Source organism: Asaia lannensis NBRC 102526, from assembly GCF_024054035.1.
Taxonomy (GTDB): domain Bacteria; phylum Pseudomonadota; class Alphaproteobacteria; order Acetobacterales; family Acetobacteraceae; genus Asaia; species Asaia lannensis.
This window is the reverse complement of the sequence record NZ_JAMXQU010000012.1, coordinates 17,815-39,887: the sequence shown is the minus strand read 5'-3', so window position 1 is coordinate 39,887 and position 22,073 is coordinate 17,815. Positions and strand designations below refer to the sequence as shown.

Annotated in this window: 13 protein-coding genes; 10 read left to right on the top strand and 3 right to left on the bottom strand. The window is 55.6% G+C overall.

Annotated features, from left to right (window positions below; all coding sequences use genetic code 11):
* Positions 1–2 precede the first annotated feature (2 nt).
* From bcsA to bcsD, 3 genes are read left to right on the top strand one after another with little or no spacing between them, the layout of a single operon-like run.
* Positions 3–4,700 carry a UDP-forming cellulose synthase catalytic subunit gene (gene bcsA / locus NF685_RS13050; RefSeq protein WP_252849957.1) on the top strand — a complete coding sequence of 1,566 codons (4,698 nt, stop codon included), beginning with the start codon at positions 3–5 and terminating at the stop codon, positions 4,698–4,700.
* Positions 4,690–8,400, top strand: coding sequence for a cellulose synthase subunit BcsC-related outer membrane protein (locus tag NF685_RS13045; RefSeq protein WP_252849956.1), 3,711 nt, complete (start codon positions 4,690–4,692; stop codon positions 8,398–8,400). Before bcsA ends, NF685_RS13045 begins: the two co-directional genes overlap by 11 nt.
* A complete protein-coding gene (gene bcsD / locus NF685_RS13040; RefSeq protein ID WP_252849955.1) occupies positions 8,397–8,828 on the top strand; it encodes a cellulose biosynthesis protein BcsD in 432 nt (143 codons plus the stop codon). The genes NF685_RS13045 and bcsD overlap by 4 nt, the downstream gene beginning before the upstream one ends.
* 116 nt (positions 8,829–8,944) lie before the next feature.
* Here bcsD and NF685_RS13035 read toward each other — a convergent pair whose 3' ends face one another.
* The gene (locus NF685_RS13035; RefSeq protein ID WP_252849954.1) at positions 8,945–9,856 is read right to left on the bottom strand and encodes a LysR family transcriptional regulator; all 912 of its coding nucleotides are present in this window, start codon (positions 9,854–9,856) and stop codon (positions 8,945–8,947) included.
* A gap of 96 nt (positions 9,857–9,952) precedes the next feature.
* Between NF685_RS13035 and NF685_RS13030 the strand changes: the two genes are divergently transcribed.
* The 3 genes from NF685_RS13030 to NF685_RS13020 all read left to right on the top strand — a co-directional run bounded on the left by NF685_RS13030 (position 9,953) and on the right by NF685_RS13020 (position 12,661).
* Positions 9,953–11,602, top strand: a complete 1,650-nt coding sequence (locus NF685_RS13030) for an alpha-keto acid decarboxylase family protein (RefSeq protein ID WP_252849953.1) — start codon at positions 9,953–9,955, stop codon at positions 11,600–11,602.
* 96 nt (positions 11,603–11,698) lie between these two features.
* Positions 11,699–12,313, top strand: a complete 615-nt coding sequence (locus tag NF685_RS13025) for a YitT family protein (protein ID WP_252849952.1) — start codon at positions 11,699–11,701, stop codon at positions 12,311–12,313.
* A 54-nt stretch (positions 12,314–12,367) separates the two neighbouring features.
* Positions 12,368–12,661, top strand: a complete 294-nt coding sequence (locus NF685_RS13020) for a DUF1330 domain-containing protein (RefSeq protein WP_252849951.1) — start codon at positions 12,368–12,370, stop codon at positions 12,659–12,661.
* A gap of 286 nt (positions 12,662–12,947) precedes the next feature.
* Here the strand turns inward: NF685_RS13020 and NF685_RS13015 are convergent, their stop codons facing one another.
* Positions 12,948–13,142 carry a hypothetical protein gene (locus NF685_RS13015; protein ID WP_252849950.1) on the bottom strand — a complete coding sequence of 65 codons (195 nt, stop codon included), beginning with the start codon at positions 13,140–13,142 and terminating at the stop codon, positions 12,948–12,950.
* Positions 13,143–13,448: 306 nt separating this feature from the next.
* Positions 13,449–14,339: an SDR family oxidoreductase gene (locus tag NF685_RS13010; RefSeq protein WP_264813783.1), complete on the bottom strand. Its 891-nt coding sequence runs from the start codon at positions 14,337–14,339 to the stop codon at positions 13,449–13,451.
* A gap of 87 nt (positions 14,340–14,426) precedes the next feature.
* Between NF685_RS13010 and NF685_RS13005 the strand changes: the two genes are divergently transcribed.
* The 4 genes from NF685_RS13005 to NF685_RS12990 all read left to right on the top strand — a co-directional run bounded on the left by NF685_RS13005 (position 14,427) and on the right by NF685_RS12990 (position 21,395).
* The gene (locus NF685_RS13005) at positions 14,427–15,251 is read left to right on the top strand and encodes a helix-turn-helix transcriptional regulator (protein WP_252849948.1); all 825 of its coding nucleotides are present in this window, start codon (positions 14,427–14,429) and stop codon (positions 15,249–15,251) included.
* Positions 15,252–15,958: 707 nt separating this feature from the next.
* Positions 15,959–17,794: a Hint domain-containing protein gene (locus NF685_RS13000; protein WP_252849947.1), complete on the top strand. Its 1,836-nt coding sequence runs from the start codon at positions 15,959–15,961 to the stop codon at positions 17,792–17,794.
* 357 nt (positions 17,795–18,151) lie between these two features.
* Entirely contained in the window at positions 18,152–18,802 is a 651-nt protein-coding gene (locus NF685_RS12995; protein WP_252849946.1) for a Crp/Fnr family transcriptional regulator, read from the top strand.
* A gap of 634 nt (positions 18,803–19,436) precedes the next feature.
* Positions 19,437–21,395 carry a glycoside hydrolase family 66 protein gene (locus NF685_RS12990; RefSeq protein WP_252849945.1) on the top strand — a complete coding sequence of 653 codons (1,959 nt, stop codon included), beginning with the start codon at positions 19,437–19,439 and terminating at the stop codon, positions 21,393–21,395.
* The last annotated feature ends 678 nt before the right edge of the window (positions 21,396–22,073 follow it).

Sequence of the window (22,073 nt, the reverse complement as noted above, 5' to 3'; positions counted from 1 at the left end):
GGATGAAGCACGCACGACAAGGTCTTTACGCCCTCGAAACGTGGCTGGATAATGCCAGCGCTTCGACGAGCCGCGCGGTCATCAAGACGACTCTTATTGCGTTTGCCATCCTATGTATGGTGCTCGCTGCATTCGTTCATCTCAACCTCGCCGGACAGACGGTTGTCTGCATATTCGGCATCCTGCTTTTTCTGCTGGTAAACCGCCATCCGGGGCCAAGAGCAACCATGGTGCTCAAGGGGCTCTCGATTATCGTCTCGTTGCGTTATCTCAGCTGGCGTCTGACCGAAACGCTCAATTTCAGCTCCCTGACACAGACCATCCTCGGCACCGTGCTCGTTATTGCCGAGATCTACGCTTTTCTCATGCTCATATTGAGTTATTTCCAGTCGCTCCATCCGCTCAAGCGTGGGGTGGCGCCCATGCCCAGGGATGTAACGACCTGGCCGAGCGTTGATATCTACATACCGACCTATAACGAGGAACTGCGCATTGTGCGTCAGACTGTCCTCGCAGCGATGGGGATCGACTGGCCGAGCGACCGTCTCAATGTCTATCTCCTCGACGACGGGCATCGTGAGGAATTTCGCGAGTTCGCTGAATCCTGCGGGGCAGGGTACATTGCGCGCGCGGACAACAGTCACGCCAAGGCAGGCAATCTCAATCACGCCATGCAGCTCACCAAAGGCGAGCTGATTGCCATTTTCGACTGCGATCATATCGCCAAACGCAGCTTCCTTCAGGAAACGGTCGGACCGTTCATGAGTGAGCCGCATCTCGCCTTGATCCAGACTCCGCATCATTTTTATTCGCAGGATCCGTTTCAGCGTAATTTCGCTCATGGCGCGGTCGTGCCCCCGGAGGGAAATCTTTTCTATGGTCTGATCCAGGATGGAAACGATTTCTGGAATGCGACATTTTTTTGCGGGTCATGCGCAGTGATCCGTCGCGCAGCCCTCGCAGAGATCGGCGGCGTGGCGGTCGAAACGGTTACAGAGGATATGCACACCGCGCTCAAGCTGCAAAGGCGCGGCTGGTCGACGGCCTATCTCGCAAAGCCTCTCGCCGCAGGACTGTCAACCGAGCGCCTCATTCTCCATGTCGGGCAGCGTATGCGCTGGGCGCGTGGCATGTTGCAGATCCTGCGTCTCGATAACCCTCTGACGGGTCCGGGTCTGAATTTTGCGCAGCGTCTGTGTTATTTCGCCGCAATCGCCAGTTTTCTTTTTGCCATACCGCGTCTCGTGTTTCTCACGTCACCCATGGCCTATCTTCTGTTCAATCAGACGCTGATCGATGCCTCGCCTTTTGCCATCGCAATCTACGCCATGCCTCATCTTGTCCATAGCGTTCTGACTTCCGCCAGGACCAATCGCAACTGGCGATATTCTCTGTGGAGCGAGGTTTACGAAACGACACTCGCGCCGTTTCTTGCACGTGTCAGCGTCATGACACTGATCTTCCCCCGTCGTGGTAAGTTCAACGTCACTGAAAAAGGCGGTCTTCTCGATCGCTCCTATCTCGACTGGAGCGCGGTCTATCCGAATGTCTATCTGGCAGCTGCGTTACTGATCACGCTCGGTGTAGGTCTGTTCCGGCTCGCCTATACCCATAACGACGCAATCGTGACCGACGCTTTGCTGATGAATATCCTCTGGATTTCCATCAGCATCGTTATCGTACTGGCAGCGATTTCAATCGGGCGTGAGTCGATGCAGATACGCAATTCGCCCCGTGTCGACATGGTTGTTCCTGTTACAGTCTGCACTGCAGATGGACGCATGTTCCAATACACAAGTGAAAACATGTCCTATGGCGGGTGCCTGTTGCACGGTCATGCGCCGGTCGAGGCTCTGCCTTCAGGCAGCATGATTCATGTTCTCGTGCCGGATATGCAGGAGACCTATCCACTTCCGGCAAAGGTGATCCGCGCCACGGAGAAGGGCTCGCTTGCCCTGAGCTGGGCTTCCACGACCATTATTCAGGAGGCACAGATTGTGCGCGTTATATTCGGGCGTCTCGATGCCTGGACGTCCTGGGCCGATTACAGGCCCGACAGTCTGCCACGTTCCATCCTCCTTATCCTGCGCAGTATCGTCGATCTGTTCAAACCGGCAACATTCCGGCAGCGGCAGCGCGCCGTATCGCTCAAGCCGAAGGTTTCCCAGCCTACCCTACACAAAACCGCTGTGATCGTGCGTCCGAAAACAGGCATCGTAAGAGTTGTCGCAGCAACACTTCTCGCGTCGTCTCTTCTGGGGGGCGGCCGCGCTTGGGCACAGCAGACCCCGGACGATCTTCCCATGCCTCATGGGTCGGGCGAAATACCTCGCCCATCCACGCCGGCCCAGGATATCGTATCTGCGCCGCCTGGTCGGGCGAATGTTCCTACAAGTGCCGGCATCGCATCGGATGTGACAGGGAGCCCCGACCGATCCGGGCCAGCACCAGCGTCCCCGACCTTGCCCGCTGCTACAGGAGGCTCGCTGCCGTCATCCAATGCCTCTGGCCAGGCAGAGCCACTGGGCGCAGGTCGTGAAGAGCTTGAGAATGCGCATACCACATCATGGAGTTTTACCCAGCTCGGCAGTGCGGACACGATGATCATGACACCCTGGATCCCGATTCAGGGGCTCAATTTCGGTGTTCCACCTTCTGAAGTCGTCACGGCGGCAACGCTGACGCTCAGCGGGTCGCTTTCGCCCGATATGTTACCCGCTGGCAGCGGCGTGACCATTTTTCTCAACGATCAGTTCATCGGCGTTATCCATCCGGACAAGCTCAAGCCGCAACTCGATGCCCTGAGCTTCACGATCAACCCTCTTTTCTTCAAAGAGCACAACATTCTGACCTTCCACTTTGCGGGCCAATACACGCTGAGTTGCGGAGACCAGACAAGCCCGCTCCTCTGGGCGAAGATACTGGGGCAATCCAGCATCTCCATTACCTCTGCCCCCCTGCCACCGGCTCGAGACCTCGCCGCACTACCGGCCCCCTTTTTCAACGATGCCGTCCTTACGCCGGCCCGTATCCCTTTCGTCATGCCGAGCCATAGTTCGCCGCGCACGCTCGAAGCCTCTGCTGTCCTGGCATCGTGGTTCGGGTCGCTTGCAGATTATCGCGGCGCAAATTTTCCCGTTATGGCGCAACTGCCGCCCTCGGGGAGTGCGGTCGTCGTCGGACCTGCCAATACGCTCGGCCCGTTCCTTTCCGGACAGGCGCAGGTCACGGGTCCTACTGTGCTCGAGACCGTCAATGCCAATGATGCGTTCGGCACGCTCCTGATTGTGACCGGGCGTTCGGATGACGAGGTCGTGGCGGCGGCACGTTCTATTGCGTTCGGAAGCAAAGGGTTTCCGCATGAGCAGCGTATCGCGGCGCCTCAGGTATCGATCGATCCACGTAAACCCTTCGATGCGCCTGGATTTGTGACACGTACTCAGCCAATCCGCATAGGCGATCTCGTCGCTCTCTCTTCCCTCCAAGGTTATGGCTATGTGCCCGGCACGATTTCTGTTCCGTTCCGCACGACGCCGGATATCTACACATGGCGCAACCATCCGCTCAGCATGCATTTCACGGTGCGGGGACCGCTCGGGACTGAGATCGACCGCAAGCGCTCGCATGTGGATGTCAGCGTTAACGGCATTTATCTGAAAAGTGTCTCACTCGCCCCACCATCGGACTTACCTGACTGGCTCAGAAGATTGTGGCCCGATGCCTCGCGCGTGCAATCCGCCCATGTGTCGATTCCTCCTTGGGCTATTTATGGCGCCAACACGCTTGGTTTTTACCTTGAGAGCCGACCGATCGGGCGACGCGACTGCAGTGGCATGACGGAGGATCTGCGCATGAGCATAGATCCTGATTCCACCATCGATTTGACGCGTGCCTATCACTACACACGACTGCCCAATCTGGCCTATTTCGCCAATTCCGGCTTCCCGTTTACACGCATGGCCGATCTGTCCGATACCGCAATCGTTCTTCCTTCGGCGCATTCAGCAGGGATGGAGACAGCTTTTCTCGATCTCGTCGGGATGATCGGAGCCTCCACCCATTTTCCTGTTTCCGGTCTTTCCGTGCTCTATGCGGACACGGTATCGGACAACGAAACGCGCAATCTCATCGTGATGGAAAATACCGCCTCTTCTCCCAATTTCGAGAAGTTTCTGCGTGGTACGCCGTACAGCTTTACCGGCACCACGCTGAATTACAGTCGGTCATCATTGCTGGAGCCGTTTCGTATGCTCACGCGTGCGGTCGATACAGAGGTTGAGGGAGGCGTGGAGAAATCCCTGCAGTCGATCGGTACCGCAACCTCCATGGGAGACGGAGGCGCGCTGATCGAGCGACGGTCGCCTTTTTCCTCCAACGCGACGATGCTCATCATGCTGAGCGAAAATCCGCAAGGGCTCGAACGTCTGGTTCAGACGATGCGCGATCCCAAAACGCAGCCCCGTATCCAGGGCGATCTCGTGCTCGTTAACGGAACGCAGATTCTCGCTACGCGAAACATGCCAAGTTACGCAGTGGGCTCGCTTCCTTTCTGGTTCTGGCCGGATCTTTATCTGGGTGACCATCCGTTCCGTGTGATCTTGCTTGCCGTTATCGGGGTTGGGCTCGGTGTCCTGATTCTCTTCCGCGTGTTGACCACTCATGCCAGACGTCGGGCACAGGAACTCCACCGTGACAAATAAGAAGATTGCCCAGCAGGAGAGAGGCAGAGCCCAGCTCGCCTTGCGGGCCGTACTCTGCACAGGAATGCTTCCCGGGATAAGCTTGCCGCTATGCAATGGTGTTGCTGTCGCACAGACAGTACAGACGTCCGATACGGCGCGTATTCTGCAACCGGTTATCAAACGGGCGAGATACTGGTTCGAGCATGGACGCATGGATGAAGCCCGCGTCGCGCTCAGCCAGGCGCGACAGCTTGCGCCGAGCGACCCGGATGTTCTGGCGCTCGAAGGGCAGATGAGTTTGCAGGACGGCGACATCGCCGATGCCCATCGCATACTCAAGCAGATCCGTGACCACAGCAACGACCCTGACGCGGGCCGCCAGCTCGACATGGATCTCCAGGCACGCGCGGCACCCGCACCGGAAGTCCAGAATGCACGTGCACTGTCACAACGGGGTGCGACTGCGCAGGCCGCAGCAGCGTATCTGCGAGCGTTTCCGGATCGGCCGCCATCGCTCTATGCGCTGGAATACTATCGCACTCTTGCAGGTGTGCCGGAGCAGCGTACGAAGGCCCAGCAAGGTCTTGGAAAGCTGGTATCGTCGTCACCTGACAACATTGAATACCAGATTGCCTATGCGCAATCGCTCGTCTGGGACGAAAAGACGCGTATTACGGGTATTCGGCGCCTTGAGGCGCTCGGCAAGATGGCTGGCCTGACCGGTGCCCAGAAAGAGCAGATCGCTGCGACGACGCGTCAATCCGTTCTGTGGCTTCCCGCAAATGCAACGTCAGATTCCCTTATTTCATCCTATCTGAATGCTCATCCGGATGACAGGGATATACAGGCGCTGCGCGGGCGTGCGCTTGGTGGAACGCTCAAGCCTTTCGAGATCGAACGGCAGAAGGGATGGGACGCGCTGAGGTCCAACAATCTTCAGGCTGCTGTTGTGGCGTTCAGACAGGGCCTCGCCCTGGCACCGAACGATCCCGATACACTTGGAGGGCTCGGTGTCACCTTGCTGAGACAGAAACGCGATGCCGAGGCTCGTACCTATCTCGAGCGCGCCATACAGGCCGATCCGGCTTCTGCCGCGCGCTGGCGTGCAGCAGAAAGCGGTGCCGTTCTGAATGACACCTATGCACGGGCAAACTATCTTTTTGCCAAGGAGCGTTATGCGGAGACGCTGGCGCTCATCAACCCGCTTATCGCGCATGCCCCCGGTCAATCCTGGCTTAAGGCCATGAGAGCGGATATTCTCGAACGGACAGGGCGACGCGATGAGGCGATCACCATCTACCGTTCGCTGCTTTCGGCTGAGCCACGTAATGTGTCCTATCGCGAGCGACTGGTGCGCGCCCTGATCGACGATCGGCGCTTTGATGAGGCTAATGCCGTCCTTTCCGACAGCTCGGTGCCAAACGCTCAGCTCAAGGCCCTGATTTACGATAGTCAGGCGGCGCAGGCGAGTACACAGGCCGAACGCCTGAGCATTCTGCAAAGGGCCGACCGTGACGACGCCCTGTCGCCCTGGTCGCGGCTGCATTACGCTCAGGCCCTGATTGCCGAGAACAGACGCAGCGATGCCGATCAGGTTATGGCACCCTTGCTCAACGCGTCCTCTGAGCGCGACCAGGCGAGTCTGCAGGCAGCGCTTTACTATGCGGCACAGACCGGTGACGATGCAGCCGTGACGCGGCTTCGTGCACTCGTGCCGGAACGAGCAATGACACCCGAGTTGCAGGCCGTGCTCCGTCGTGCGGCGTTCAGGCAGGATCTGGCCAATGCGCCCTCGGATCGTGAAGCGGCACGCTTCTACTTCGCGCATATACTCGATCAGGGCGATCCGGATGGTAGCCTTGCCCAGGCCGCTGCCATGGGTCTCTATGACCGGGGCGATGCCGCAGGTGCCGCTCAGCTGCTCGATATACAGATCGCTCATGCGGGTGGTCGGCTTAATCCGGCCCAGCGCGTCGCCTTCGCCGGTGCCTTTCTACATATGCGCGATCTCGAACGTGCGAGGCGTTTTTCAGCGTGGCTCAAAGGAGTCACGCTGACACCGGAGCAGGTCACACAACTCGCCCAGATCGATACGGCTCTTGCCGTAGCAACCTCCGATCGTCTGAATGAGCATGGCAATCGCGCGAGGGCTTACGAGGCGCTTGCGCCTGCTCTGGATAAACCCAATCCGCCAGTCGCCGCCAATCTTGCGCTGGCGCGGCTCTATGCCTCGGGCGGGCAATATGCACAGGCATATCAGATCAACCTCCGTGCCGTTCAGCACGATCCGGGTGATCTCGATGCTTATCTCGCGCTGATCCAGACGACGATCGCCATGCATCGCTATGCGGAAGCGAGTGGCTATCTTCAGCAGATGAACGCGATTGCACCGACGGACCCGCGCAGCTGGTATGCGGCAGCCCAGCTCGATCGGGCTCGTGGAAATATCCGTGCTGCCGTGCGCGAACTTGCGCAGGCGCGACTGCTTCGCATCGAGCAGATTGCGCCTGAACGGGGGCAGGCTTTCACTCGTCCCAATCCGTTCGCGAGCGAGGATGTGACACTTGTCAGCAACGAGACCGATCCGCTGATCCGCCAGATGGATGCCGATCTTACCCAGATCAGTGATGGTATGGCGGCATCCGTCAACATATCGCCCGGCATCGATTCACGCTCGGGTTCAGGGCTCAACGGTCTGAGCAACGTGACGACGGACGTGGCTGGGACACTGCCCGTCGGGGGCGGTCACATCAGGCTTGCCGCAACACCCACCTTCCTGAGCAGCCGCTCCTACCGCTCGGGCGATGTCAACGGCCCACGCGATATTGGCTATAACCCGCTCAATTCCGTTATTGGCGGAGCAGTCAACCAGAGCAGTGCCTTCAACGCGACGGGCGTCGCTCTCTCGGCGCGCTATGACTGGCGATGGCTGACGCTCGATGCAGGAACCTCGCCACTTGGGTTTGCAGTCACCAATGTATTGGGTGGCGTCAGCATTGCTCCGAAGCTTGCGCGCAACACCATCCTGACCGTGGGAGTAGAGCGACGGTCTGTGCAGGACTCACTCGTCTCATATTCCGGTTTACGTGACGCTTCCGGAGCGACATGGGGCGGGGTGACAAGGAATCGTCTGTACGCCCAGTTGGCTTATGGCGATGCAGATGCATCTGTTTACATGCGTGGCGGCGGATCTTATCTCACCGGCCGAAATACGAAGAGCAACACGGGATATGAAGCCGGGGCCGGCGGACAGATCAAGGTCTGGGACTGGGGGCAGCAGAACCTTCATGTCGGCACGGATCTGACATGGTTCGGCTACGACCGTAACGAGTATCAGTTTACATACGGTAATGGCGGTTACTTCTCGCCACAGAATTTCCTCGCCTTCACCTTCCCGGTTACCTATGCCGGGTCGTACAAGCAGATCGACTGGCGCGTCATCGGGCGCGCAGGTTATCAGACCTATCACTCGAACCGCGCCGAAACCTTCCCGAATAATCCGGATTCGCAGGCTCTCCTTGCAAATGTTGCGCCGCTCTACGCCTATCAGGAAGGCAACTCGGCAAATGGTCTGACAGGGGGTATCTACGGCGCCGTCGATTATCGCATGACGCCCAGTCTCAAGCTCAGTCTCAACGCGGATTATCAGCGTGCCGGACCGTGGAATGAAGTCAGGGCTTTTGTCGCTGCCAAATACAGCTTTCTGGGGACGAAATGATCTCGCCTGAATTTTCTCTATTCATTCATTCTCTTGCCACCGAACTCGATCTCCAGGCCGGGGAGGAGGAGAGCAACGCGCTTTTGCATAGTGTGGGCCTGCGTATGGCGCACCGTATGCCGCTGCCTGAATGCGGGACGACAGAAGGATTCGAACTGGAGTGCAATGCGTGCCTTGCGCGTATCGGTTGGGGACATGCCGATCTGATGCTGGATCAGGATCGGAACCTGTTTTCGATCAAGATACATGACGTGCTGCGTGTCGGCGCACTGGGGCAACCGGCCGGGTTCTGGTTTTCGTCGCTTTATGCAGGTCTTTTTACAGGCTGGTTTGCGCAGATCGGTGAAAGCGTCACTATACGTCCGACGAAAGATGAACGGACCGGGAATTGTATGGTTTTCGTCGTCGATCCCTCAGCCGAAGCCTGAACCGCGAACCCGGTTTGCTCCTTCGATGGATATAACGCGTTCAGGAGGGGCGGAGGGGCCGTGCATGGCTGAAATCATGTCGTTCCATTGGGACACCGGTCGGAAGCGTCAGGAATTCATCCATGCCGATTGTCGGCAAAGTGTTCCTGACAGACGCGGGTCCAGGCTTCGGCTGCACGTGACAGGACATGGTTTTTGCGCGTGGCCATGACGAGGTCGAAACTGATTGTCGGGTCCATCATACGCAAGGTACTGAGACCCTGCATCCATTGTCCATGGCATAACAGGGACGGAACGATCCCAAGCCCTACGCCCGCCCGCACCATCGCCATAAGCAGATAGATATCGCTGGTACGCCCTGCGACCTGAGGCTGTGCTCCATGCTCGGCATAAGCCTGGGCAATGAAACGGTTGATCTTGAAATCCTCACGCAGCAGCACGAGCCGTTCTTCCAGCATGTCGACGAGGCGTATTGATCGCGCGCCGCCCAGGAGATGGGTGTCGGGCACGACAAGACAGAGCTGGTCACTCCCGAGCGGATGGAGATGAATATCCTTTTCTGTTACCGGCAGAATGAGGGCTGCAATTTCGGTCCTGCCGCTGCGCAGACGAGGGATCAGCCGATCCGACGGGCACTCGTCGATTTCGAGCGTTACCTCGGGATAGGTGCGACAGAAAACATCGATGATGCCCGGAAAACAGATCGAGGCAATAGCCGGGGGCACAGTCACATGTAGCGGCCCGTCGATAGCCTCACGCGTTTCAGACAGCCTTTCGCGGAGGGTTACCTCCTCATTCAGCGTCCTTTCTGCATAACGGAGGAAGATCTGGCCTTTTTCGGTCAGGGAGATCGAGCGTCTGCCACGCAGGATAAGCGCCGCACCGATCTTGGCTTCCAGGCTCCGGATACTCTGACTCACCGAGGGCTGGCTTATATTGAGTGCCTGACTGGCGCGGACGAAGCCGCCCTGACTCACCACGGCCAGAAAATGCGACAGCTCGCGAAACGTGATCTGATGCGAACTCATAGTAATTACCCTATATGATGCATCGATATATCATATTATCCAATGTAAGACAAAGCATGTATCCCGGCCATGTCCCCATGGAAGGAGCACAGTGCAATGAATGCCACCGTGATAGAGCATTTGCTGAACCGCATCGCCGATCTTGGCGTTCGCCACGTTTTCGGTGTTGCCGGTGATTACGCATTCCCCATTGAAGACGCGGTCTGCGCACGCGAAGACATGACCTGGGTCGGGAGCTGCAACGAGCTCAATGCCGCTTACAGTGCCGACGGATATGCGCGCGTGAATGGTATTGCCGCTCTCAGCACCACGTTCGGCGTTGGCGAACTCAGTGCGTTGAATGGGGTTGCAGGATCCTATGCAGAGCACCTGCCAATCATTCATATCGTCGGTATGCCGTCTTCGTCCGTCCTCGGCTCCGACAAGCTGGTTCATCACACGTTGGGAAACGGCAATTTCCTGGCCTTTTTCAACGCGGCGAAAGACTTCACCTGCGACCGTGCGGTGCTGACGCCTGAAAACTGTATCGACGCCGTTGAAAAAGCGCTGCAGACATTGGCTTCTCAGAAGCGCCCGATCTATTTCGGCATTCCGTCAGACTATGCCGGTGCTTCGATCGGCTCTTCGATACCGAAGCCGCGTCAGGCGCCACAAAGTAACCCCAAGTCGCTCGATAAAGCTGTCGGGCTCATTACCGAGCGACTGATGGAGAGCGACCACAGCTGCGTTTTACCCGGCATCCTGAGCGCACGCTTTGACTGCAAGGAAAGCATACAGCTCTTTCTCGACCGTACCGGTTTGCCCCATGCCACGATGTTCGCCGATAAAGGCATGGTACGAGAGTCCTCACTTTCCTACCTTGGGCTCTATTACGGGCATCTTCTGAATGAGGCCGTGGCAGATTTCGTTGAGGGTAGCGATGTCATTCTCGGAATTGGCATGCAGCAGACCGATTTCAACACCGGCGCCTTCACCGCGAAGCTTCCGCAGGATCGCCTCATCAATATCATGCCCGATCATGTCACTGCCGGTGATACGCGCATAGATGATGTTCTCATGCACGACGTGCTCGAACGGCTCATCGCCATAGCGGATACGTTGCCACGCAATGAACGCGTCCTGCCGGCACGTGCCGTACCGCAACCCGATAATGCAGGCCATATCACCTCGGCGATTTTCTATAGCAGCCTGCAGGCGTTTCTCAGGCCCGGCGATATCGTTTCTGCTGAGACCGGCAATGCGTCGATGGGGCTCGCCCAGATCCAGCTGCCTGAAAACGTCGCCTATCACAACCAGACATTATGGGGATCCATCGGCTGGGCCACGCCTGCGGCATTCGGGATGTCGATGGCAGCCCCAACGCAACGGGTGGTGTTGGTGACGGGTGAGGGATCGCATCAGCTCACAGCGCAGGAAGTCAGCCAGTTCGCCCGGTTCGAGCGCAATCCGGTTGTCATTCTTATCAACAACGATGGCTATCTCATCGAGCGTCTTTTGTGCAAGGACGGCGAAACCTATTACAATGATCTCGCTCAATGGCGTTATGATCTCCTTCCTGCGGCACTCGGATGCGAAAACTGGGGCGTAAGCTCCGTCTCGACGCCAGAGGAGCTTGAGCAGGCTCTGAAGGCGTGCAACGACGAGACGTCACGTGGGCATTTCATTGAGGTCCGGATGAAGCGATATGACGCTGCGCCAGTCGCCATGGCCCTCCACAAGGCGGTAGGGACACTGTACAGCGCATAGGGCAGGATTTCTGCCTTAAAGACCAACAATGTTACCCCGGCTTCCGCTCTTGAGCGCGCCTTGCAGGCGGGAGCCGGGGGCATACAGGATATAATCATGACGTTGCCGCATGTACCGGCTCTGCGGCATTCAATCGCCGAGGATATCTACGCATTTTTCATAGGATGCAGCCTGATCGTGATGGGCATTCTCTGCCTTCACAAGGCAGGGCTGGTCACGGGCGGAATGGCGGGAATATCGCTGCTTCTGTCATATTTTGTGCCTGTCAGCCCGGGCAACCTGTTTTCACTGATCAATATTCCATTTCTTTTATTCGCAGTACGCGCCATGAGTCCGGGCTTTGCTGTTCGAACCATGATTGCAAGTTTTGGAATAACCTTCGCCGCCGGCCAGATCCCGTTCGTCCTCAATGTCGCCTATATACAGCCATTTTTCTCCGCCCTGTTTGCGGGGACGATTATCGGTCTTGGTATTCTGTGTCTTGCCCGGCATCGGGCAGGTGTAGGGGGTACCGGGATCATGGCTTTGTGGTTGCAACGAGTACGGGGCATCAATGCCGGACGCGTCCAGATGACATTCGATGCTGTTATTCTCGGTATCTCAGCGCTTTTTCTACCGCTGGACAAGGCATTGCTTTCCGCGCTGAGCGCCGTTGCGACAAGTGGCGTCCTGATAGCCTTCCACCGACCGGGCCGGTACATCGGGCATTGAAAGATCGTGTGTGCAGGCGACCGGCCCCTATGTCCAGTTAACCAAGGATCCGACATGAGCGTCTATATAGTCTTCACGAAAGAAAAGCTGATCGACCAGGCTGAGATGGATCAGTATGCCGAGGCCGCGCAAAAGACCCTCCCGGGTCATACATTGACTCCGATCGTGTTTTACGGCGACCAGGTCTGCCTCGAAGGGGAGGGGCCCGAAGGGATCGTGATACTCGAATTTCCGGATCGCGAAGCTGCCATGACCTGGTACGAAAGTGATACCTATCGCGCCGCGCGTGAACACCGTTTCCGCGGTGCCACGTATCGAGCCACACTCGTGGATGGGGTCAATCACTGAGTGCCAAGAAACTTTCATCCGTATCTACACGTAGCTCACTGTAGCTTCGTATGGATATCACGCTGATTGCCTCCGGTGCGGGCAGTCCGGTTCAGGTAATCAGACTTGAATGAATAGAGCAGACAGGGCTGCGCTGGATCGATCTGTTCATCCAGCGCAGTCGTTTGGAGATTCCCTTATCCCGACCGTCATTTTTGACGGCGAGGTTACACTGTCCGATCGACCTCTCTCAGTCGGTTGTCGCGACCTTGCACAAGCATAAAATCGCTGTCATGAGGCCTGGAAACTACCGCAGAAGATTGCCCAGCAGCGATTGCAACCCATCAATCTTGTCAGCAAGACCGGCAATCTGCTGCTGTATGCCCTCGTCAATGTTCTCCGCACTTGCCGCCGCATTCAGGCGATCGGCGTCGTTCTGCAGCTCGGTTATGAGACTCCTGATCTCGCTGAACATTCCATCTTCGTCATCGTGACTACGCATGTTGATTCTCTCCTGAAAAGGTTGAAACGCGGTTCGCGGACATTTGGATGCAACATTCCATAGTCCGGGCACATTTCAAATTTTGGCTGTCAGGGTATCTCGCAGATAGAAAACGTGGATCGAGTACAGCCGTCGCTGCACGACGACGATCTGTATGATGAACATGTGGGAACGCAGCGGGGTTATCTCCGCTTTCTGACGAATGCACTGCGACACGAGCACGGGGGAATTGATACCGAACCGCGCCGTGTCAATGCATCGAATTAGCATTCAGTTTATTCTTAATCGCGCTTGATCGCGTAACCTTCACGTCCCAAGCGTAAGGTGCGCAAGATCGTCCAGCAAGCCTGACTTTATGGGCTTCCAGTTCAGGCGTTCGCGGGTTTTGTCGCTTGAGGCCATCATGTTTTTCGCCACAAAGGGATTCAGCCATCCAAAATGTGCAGCGGCTTGCTGCTCGTCGAGTGCGCAAACAGGGAGGCCAAGCGTCTGCCCGAGGGCCTCTGCAATCGATTGCAGCATAACACCTTCTTCAGCCACGGCATGGTAGCGCGCGCCCGCCACAGCATGGTCAAGGGCATGACGGTAGAGCCGCACCGTGTCATCGAGATGCGCCGCGCACCATTTGTTGTCACTTCCCGCGATATAGGCCGAGCAACCGCTTTCCCGGGCAAACGCGACAAGGAAGGTGATAAGCCCCTGTTTCCACCTGTCATGAATCTGGGCCAGCCTGACAGCCGAGACGTTCACTCCTTTTTCGGCAAGATCGCGGATCGCGCATTCGGATATGACCCGCGGATTGCCGTGCATATCGTTGAACACGTCTTCATCTGCGATCGATCCCGGGGTTCTTTCTCCAAAAAGCGTCGTCGACGTCACGACCAAAGGACGATCGGAGCCGGACAGCGCAGCACCGAGCGCCTTGATTGCCCGCTCGTCTTTTTTGCAATTCGCCACATAGTTAGAGAAGTCATGATCGAAGGCGGTGTGAATGACGCCCTCGCATTCGTCAGCACCGCGCTGCAAGTGTGCGATATCTTCTATATCGCCTCGATGCGCCACGGCGCCTGCTGCTTCAAGACGTTTTGCGCCTTCCAAAGAACGGGTAAGCCCTACGACCTGATGTCCCGCTCCGATCAGTTCGTCCACAAGCCGTGATCCGATAAAGCCGTTCGCTCCGGTGAGGAAAACTTTCATCCTGCGTATCCTGAAATGTTGATGCTTTCCTGATGGCGCAGATCGGGATCCTGTTATAGTAGTGATCATAAAGACTGACAGGCTGACGTGACCTATCCCCAGACACTCGGTGCCTTTCTCAGAGATCGACGCAGTCGCCTCAACCCGACAGCATTCGGTTTTTCCGTAGGGCGGCGACGCACCCCCGGATTACGGCGCGAAGAAGTTGCCCAATGCGCTCATATCAGCCCCACCTGGTACACCTGGCTGGAACAGGGGCGAGGTGGGGCGCCATCACCCGATGTGCTTGACCGTCTGGCGAAAGGCATGCTTCTGACGGATCCCGAGCGCGAGCATCTTTTCATGCTCGCACTCGGGCGTCCGCCTGAAATACAATATCGTTCTCAGGACGGCATCTCGCCACGATTGCAAAATGTTCTGGACGCACTGCTTTTCAGTCCGGCAATCGTGAAGACGGCGCTTTGGGATGTCATCGCCTGGAACAGGGCGGCGGCCGCCGTTCTGACGGATTACAGCAAGCTTGCTCCTGCGGACCGCAATATTCTGAAAATCGTGTTCTGCACACCGCATATACGCGAGATGCAGCTCGACTGGGACAGCCTCGCCAGATCTGTCGCCGCGGCCTTCAGAGCTGATGCCGTACGCGCCGGTGCGTCCGGCGAGATTGACACACTCGTCGCAGAACTGTGCGCAGACAGCTCTGAATTTGCTGCTTTGTGGCGAGAGAACGATGTGCAGATCCATGGAGAAGGCACAAAGCGGCTCCTGCATCCGACGCTTGGCGTGATCGCCCTCGAATACTCAGGTTTCATCGTCGAGGGTCGGCCCGATCTGGGACTTGTGATCTACAACCCGGCAACGCCAGACGATCTGAAACATGTCGAAGAACTGGTTTCTGCTTATGCGGGTTAAGCGAATACCATGACGACAGTCAGGCCGTCACAGAACTTCCTGCTGCGATCGTGCAGCCATATTGGGTTGGGTACCGCTAGGTCTTGATTCGCTTTGCTGCGGTCACGATGCAGCGAATGGCCATGAAGGACGTGGCGATTTTCCCCGTGTCGCGTGACGCCGTATTGCCCTTCCGTCCGATCGTTTCGATCAGTGCCCTTATACCGAGTGTGCGTCATCGGGAAATACTGGGAGCATCATGGTTATCGTAAAGCGCTATACGGTTCCATTTGCGGCGCAAGCCTTGCTGCGCATTGGCAGCACACTCGAATTCGAATATTTGTTTCGTTATGGGAATATCGTTTTGCATCTATTGTGAGTCATACGCCTAAAGTACCGGTGTTGTTGGTTGAGTTATTTGTAAGATACGCAGACGGCGTTGTCGATTGACGCGTTTTATCAAAGGATTTTCAGAGAAAGTTCTCGCGGCGCGAGATGCATAACCTGAAGATATCTCGATGCCGTCGTAACGCGAGGACGACGGCGGCATTGGGGTAATCAGTCCTACGTTTTTGACGTTTTATTGACGATAAAACGGGCGGTCGGCGAGTGTGTTGCGCGTTTTGTGTAAAAAATGTGACAGATCGTCATACTGAATCCTGTTAGCAACGCATCGCCAAATATCTAAATGCATAAGACATGAAAATACTTTAGTACGGAGGAAAATAATGTCCGCCACCCTATGGGGATCCGCCCAAAGTGCGTCTGGAGAGACTAAAACGGGGGAAACCAATACAATAGCTGTTAATCAGAACTGCACGGGATGTTGGGTGGCTGGCGGGTTTATTGTATATAATCAGCCATTTACTGTCGCTGGGACATTGGTATTCAATTTGCATCAGGGATCGAGTATATCCCTCGGCGGCTGGAGTGCAAATAGTAATAGCGGCGCGACCATTTCTGAGGGTGGGGTAATACAGGTAAACGGCAGCAATAAGATCGGTGTTGTCGATCCATCCGGCATCGGGATTCCCTATGGATATTTCAATATATCAGGGAATACTGTAAATAATGGAACAATAAATATTGGATGGAGCACTGTTTATAATTATGGCGCGACAAGTACGATAACAGGAAAAGGCGTCATCAATCTAAAAAATGTGACGCTTGCTACTGACCTGGTGGGAAGTAAATATTGTTACTGGAATACGACATTCTACAATATATCGGGCCAAACCATCAATCTGGAGAATTCGCAGATTTCGTTCGGTTCGAGGGATGGAAAAGGGTCTATCACAGACGTTACCATAAACTGTCAGGGTGGGGGGAACTACATTGCAATTAATGCAGGGATCTTCAACAACATCACCGGGCTAAAAATTCGGGGATATGGCAATGGGGATATCATTGACCTCGGATATCTGGGTAGCGCCGACACGTTTGGTTACGATCCTAGTACGGGAATTCTCACTGTCAGTACCTGGGTTTCGGGGAGCAGTGCACCCGTTAAGGCCATTGTGCAGATCGACATTGGTTTGGGTTACGATCCTGCAGGCTTCCAACAGGTGCCCACATATAATGGTATCGCAGGGTTCGGTAAGGATACAGGCGTTCAGTACCTGGGCGCTCCGCCTTGTTACCTTGCAGGTACATTGATCGAGACAGCTCGTGGGCATGTGGCTGTTGAGGAAATCGTTCCCGGGGATTTCCTGGTCGCTTATGAGAATGGTCGAACCGTCACCCGACGGGTGATATGGGTGGGCAAAAGTCGGGTTAAGGCTGAGCACCCGACCATAATCGTCCGTCGTAACGCACTGGGAGAAAATCTGCCGTTTTGTGATCTCCATATCACCCAGGAGCATTGTCTCTTTTTCGATGGTTGTTTTGTGCCGGCACGTATGCTCGTTAATGGGCACTCTATTGCCTGCGATATTCAGTCGGACAACTACGACGTGTATCACGTGGAGCTTGAGACGCATTCCATAATCAGGGCGAATGGCATTCTTACTGAATCGTTTCTCGATACAGGTCATGTCGCCTTTGAAGGGCGCGAAAGCCGGGATCTTGAATGGGGCGCGCATAGCGCGGCGCCACTTCGCACCGACCGTGCGTTTGTCGAACCTATTTTTCGCATGATTGTGGATCGTGTTCCTGGAGTGAGCGTCAACTCAGACTGTTGCACCCACGATTCCGATGACAGCATAGCGATGCTCCTGAACGGGAAGACGCGGGTGTGTCCAACACGTCGAAAGGGACGTACCTTGGTATTTTCCTTCAACGAACCCATTCGGTCACTGAGTATCATGACCGCGGCGGCTTCGCCCTCCTCCAAGATTGGACCTTTTGTCGATGACCGGCGTTTGCTTGGCGCGCTCGTGGGGAAGATGTATCTATATACGCCAGATGGTATGACGGCTTATGAAACCCATCTTGTACGACCGGCTATGACGGGTTGGCATCATCTCGAGAGTACGGAGTTCCGTTGGACCGGAGGAAAGGCGGAATTGCCAGGCCTCGAATGTGAGTTCGCCGCAACGGTTCTTTCGCTTGAACTTCATGCCTAGGGAGCACGTTGTCCCGCCAGCAGGCGATTGGCATTCCTGCTCCGTTTGTCCATCGAGATGCGGGATTTCGACCCGGAAAATCAGCCTCCACGACCTGGACTTCTGGAAAATGGCACAGTCTGGGTTTGTCAAGTGTAGCTGTTTGGGGTGAAGATCATCACGAAGTAAGTGTTGTGTTGTCTTAATTATTATAACTATTTGAAGAGTATATCTCGGTAAAAATTATTAAGATCATTTTTTTCATTTCTATGTTTGTACGGTGCATCAGCCAGACAAAATTGTCGTATTGTTATTTTGGGAGAGTAATGAAAATTGGACATAATGCATGAAATGTCTAGCCTAAACCCTTGGTTCAGTTTGATCGATGAAGACGAACGCGCAAAAATATGCGATAATGTAAGCTTCATAAAAATAAAAAAGGGTCATGTCCTCTTCAGGAGAGGCGAGCTCGTAGATAACGTTGCAATGATCCGATCCGGCATTTTATGGTGTGAGAGAACGTCTCCTGAAGGGCGAAACCACGTGCAGGCGGTGATGGGACCGGGGTTCTTCGGTCATTTTGCATGGCCTTTGGTCAAATCGCTGGCGAACTACGACGTTAAGGCTGTCATAGATGCCGAGGTGTTCGTGATACCTGGAGCTATCATCAGATATCTGATGGATAATAGTAAATCGTTCGCAGCGAGATACACTGGACTTATGATAAGATCCCATGAAATGCTTGAGGAATACACTTTTGTCATGTCAGTCTATGATAAGGTGCAAAAAGTAGCATGGATACTCAGCATCATCGCGGACGGATATCGCGGATTAAGCCGGCCTATTATGAATATCCCAATCACACAAGTGCAGCTTGCGGATAATATGGGAATGACACGCCAAACCATAAATAAAAGCCTTCAGTCATTATCCGATACTGGAATTATAAATGTAAGCAAATCAAATATTAACATATTGGATTTGGGGAGACTGAAAAATATATGCCACTTCGACGACCATGTATATTGAATAGACAAATGTCGTTCCTTATTTGTCTTTATCAAGAGTAGCGATATGTTTCGTGAGATTCCGCTTGAGGCAATGAAGGTCTAGCTCCCGCCGGGTATTGAGATGATCTGTGATCATGGCAATGCAGATGGCAGACGTGAAGGATGTCGAAGTTTCTTTTCAACGCGCTGTAACCGCTGCCCCTCTTGAGACGTGCCCACAGGTTTTTGCCCTGATATCGGTACCGATAGGACCATTTGGGGCAGGCTGATTTCAGCTCGTCGCCTTCTTTCGGGGTGACCGGGCGTAAGCCCTTGTCTCATTGGCCTTCCCGAAACCGGTTCGAGACATAACCCTGATCGCAGACAACGTGGCGCGGAGCGTGCGTCAATGCGCCTCGGAGCGTCATGACTGAGGCGAGCTCCCGGGTTCGATCTGGCGTCAGCCTGAAAGACTGGGTCTTTCAATGGCCATATGCGGCGGCTACGCAGATCTTGCAACTCAAAACCTCCACGCGAGCGTCCAAACCCCTTCAGTTGAGCTTGGCACGCAATACGTCAGTTAGATTTTGCCAGTCCTGATAACACATAGTACTCTGATATTCATAATTCGCCCGCATTGACGATGTTGGTGACCTCTACCGGAGCAATATTCCATGTCGATGATCAAAGGCGTGCTCGCAGGTGTCGCAGCGTTGTTCGCCTCAGGGACGGCCTATGCTGAGCCCGTTCTGTCCGGTCCTCTTATCCAGTCTGTGAACACCGATCTCTCCCGCTATAAGGGCGGGGAGCAGGTGCGGATGATCGTTACCCTGTCGAACAAGACAGGGGCGCCATTCACCGGCACGATTACCGGCACCGTCACCGGTCGAGGCGCACAGGTCGGCAGTCCCGTGGCAGCCACGGTTACGTCCCTTCCAGCGGGCGGCACAGCAACGGCGGAGTTGCGTTTCCCGTCCAGCCGGACAAACTGGCAGGGATATTTCGTCAGTCTGGTCGCCGCCGATCAGAACGGGCACCAACTCGACCAGGAAGGCGGTGCATTCGATATCTCGTCCGATTGGTCGACCTATCCGCGTCAGTGCTGGGTTGTGGGCGCCTATACCGATTGGGGCGGGTGGAAGCCGCCGTTCTTCTCCGGCGCGCAGGCCGATCTTCAGAGCCTGAACGCCTACAAGTGCAATAACCTGCAATTCTACAACATGCTCTATCGCTGGCATAAGCCGTGGGTCAGCGGTGCGTCGTGGATCAATGGCGACGGGCAGAACATCAGCACCGACCTGATCAAACAGCATGTCGCCGCCGCAAAGTCGCTGCGCATGGGCACGTTCATGTATATGCCGGTCTACGGGGCGAATTACGGCATCACGCCGGATTTCACGAAAGACGGCTCGGGTGCCCAGCTCTCCTGGGGGATGTTCACAAGCGCATGCGGCGCCAATGGTGGCATCTGTCAGATCGGCGATCTTTGGACGTATAACGACAAGATCGCCTACATGAACCCAAATAACGCCGCGTGGCAGGCGTACTGGGGGCAGCAGGCAGAACTGATGCGCCGGCGTCTTGGTTTTGACGGGATGTTTGCGGATACCTACGGCACGATTTATCGCGCTTTATGGGACGCTTCAGGTAATCGCATCATCATGGATACGGCTTATTCGTCGTTTCTGAACACGGTTGCCGGATACATGAACGGCCCGATCATCTTGAATCCTGCGGGATCCTACAATGAGCAGGATCTTGTGCAGTCTCGCCGCGAGGCTTACCATTTCGTCGAGCGCTGGAACAACCCGACCGATATCGGCAATTTCGGCGCATTCCTGACCAAGGCACGGCAGGTCTGGAACTGGGCTCTTGCATCAGGCCGCAAACAGTCCCTGGGACTGGACTGGGACATGGGCATGAACAAGACCCTTGGCGCATCTCGTTCATGCACGATCAACGGCGGCTCTACAGCCTGTACGTTTAAAACGCCAGGTGTGCTCTATCAGGAAGCGGCCATGCTCGCGACCGGCGCACACCATGCCTGGATCGTGGACGGTCAGCAGAACCCGGGCGACGGCGCACGTTTCATCAGCAACGATGATTTCCCTGTTGGCAACATGCTCAGCCCCAAGGCGGACATGGTGCAGGGCGAATACGATTATCAGAATTTCGGGGTCGCGTATGAAAAGCTCCTGCGCCTGAATATCAGCGCCTCGACAGCTGCGGCGCCCTCGATCACGTCCGGCGCAACAGGAAGCACGACAGCAGCCGCGGGCTCGGTCTGGATGTTCCAGAACCATCGTTCGGGCTTCGATATCCTGCACCTGCTCAATTACCAGCAGATGAGCAGCGCGTCTTTCTCTGACGTGAACGACAACGCAGCCAATGCCGCCGCACCGACGACAACGGGTGCCTTGCGAGTCAAGATGTACGTTACCGCTGGCAGCACGCTTGGAAACCTTTACATGGCCAGTCCCGACATAAACCACGGTGCACCGGATAAGCTTGAATACATAACCAGATCGGATAGCGCAGGCGACTACATTACATTCACCCTCCCATCGTTATCCTACTGGGACATGATTTGGCTCGAAAACGGACTTGCCAGCAGTGATTACCGAACGCCCTGAATGATACTTCATTACTTTCGTTGGTTGGCTCGAATATAATGAATATCGTTCCCGGAGTGCGTACAAGACCGGTGCAGTTTGATTGATCAAACCGAGTTTAGTCTGGATTTTGCTGGGTATTGGTCAAACTCCACTTCGGAGCCGAAGCGGCTATCTGCAATGCATGACATAGTGGTGTTCTCGTCATCACGATTTACGGGGATGACGGGGCGTGAGCATGCGTTCCATGGAGCCTTGCAAAAGCGTTCGAGGCGTATCCCCGTTCGCAGACAACATAATGCCGAGCTTGAGGCAGTGCATCAAGGAGGAGCCATGGCTGGGTAGCGTTCATGAGTCTGACGTGGAGTCGGGACGCAAGACACAGCTCTACCTCGCTCTTCAGCGGTAACGCACGCTTTGTTGCCAAAGGCCTCACACAAACGGCCAACTGCTTCACGATCGCCGCAGCGTCCACGGAATCCTCCTTTCGGGCTGCTCCCGCCGCCTTGTTATCGGCCCGAATTCTCGTACCGTCGCGGAAGGGCATGCCCAACGGGGAAGGTGGCCCTTTACCGGTTCAAAGCGGGCTTGCCAGACGCCGTATTTCGCCTGGTGGATGAGGTTTTGGGTTACGGTCCATCATGAGCCAAACTCAAGCTGGATGGCTCGTCATTTCGTCCCATTGAGGTGCTGCCCCTC

What these genes read in the sequence shown, in the direction of transcription:
- NF685_RS13035 (WP_252849954.1), bottom strand. Translation starts at nt 9,856, where the DNA reads ATGAGTTCGCATCAGATCACGTTTCGCGAGCTGTCGCATTTTCTGGCC.
- NF685_RS13010 (WP_264813783.1), bottom strand. Translation starts at nt 14,339, where the DNA reads ATGAAAGTTTTCCTCACCGGAGCGAACGGCTTTATCGGATCACGGCTT.
- NF685_RS12990 (WP_252849945.1), top strand. Translation starts at nt 19,437, where the DNA reads ATGTCGATGATCAAAGGCGTGCTCGCAGGTGTCGCAGCGTTGTTCGCC.
- bcsD (WP_252849955.1), top strand. Translation starts at nt 8,397, where the DNA reads ATGATCTCGCCTGAATTTTCTCTATTCATTCATTCTCTTGCCACCGAA.
- NF685_RS13000 (WP_252849947.1), top strand. Translation starts at nt 15,959, where the DNA reads ATGTCCGCCACCCTATGGGGATCCGCCCAAAGTGCGTCTGGAGAGACT.
- NF685_RS13025 (WP_252849952.1), top strand. Translation starts at nt 11,699, where the DNA reads ATGACGTTGCCGCATGTACCGGCTCTGCGGCATTCAATCGCCGAGGAT.
- NF685_RS13015 (WP_252849950.1), bottom strand. Translation starts at nt 13,142, where the DNA reads ATGCGTAGTCACGATGACGAAGATGGAATGTTCAGCGAGATCAGGAGT.
- NF685_RS13030 (WP_252849953.1), top strand. Translation starts at nt 9,953, where the DNA reads ATGAATGCCACCGTGATAGAGCATTTGCTGAACCGCATCGCCGATCTT.
- bcsA (WP_252849957.1), top strand. Translation starts at nt 3, where the DNA reads ATGAAGCACGCACGACAAGGTCTTTACGCCCTCGAAACGTGGCTGGAT.
- NF685_RS13020 (WP_252849951.1), top strand. Translation starts at nt 12,368, where the DNA reads ATGAGCGTCTATATAGTCTTCACGAAAGAAAAGCTGATCGACCAGGCT.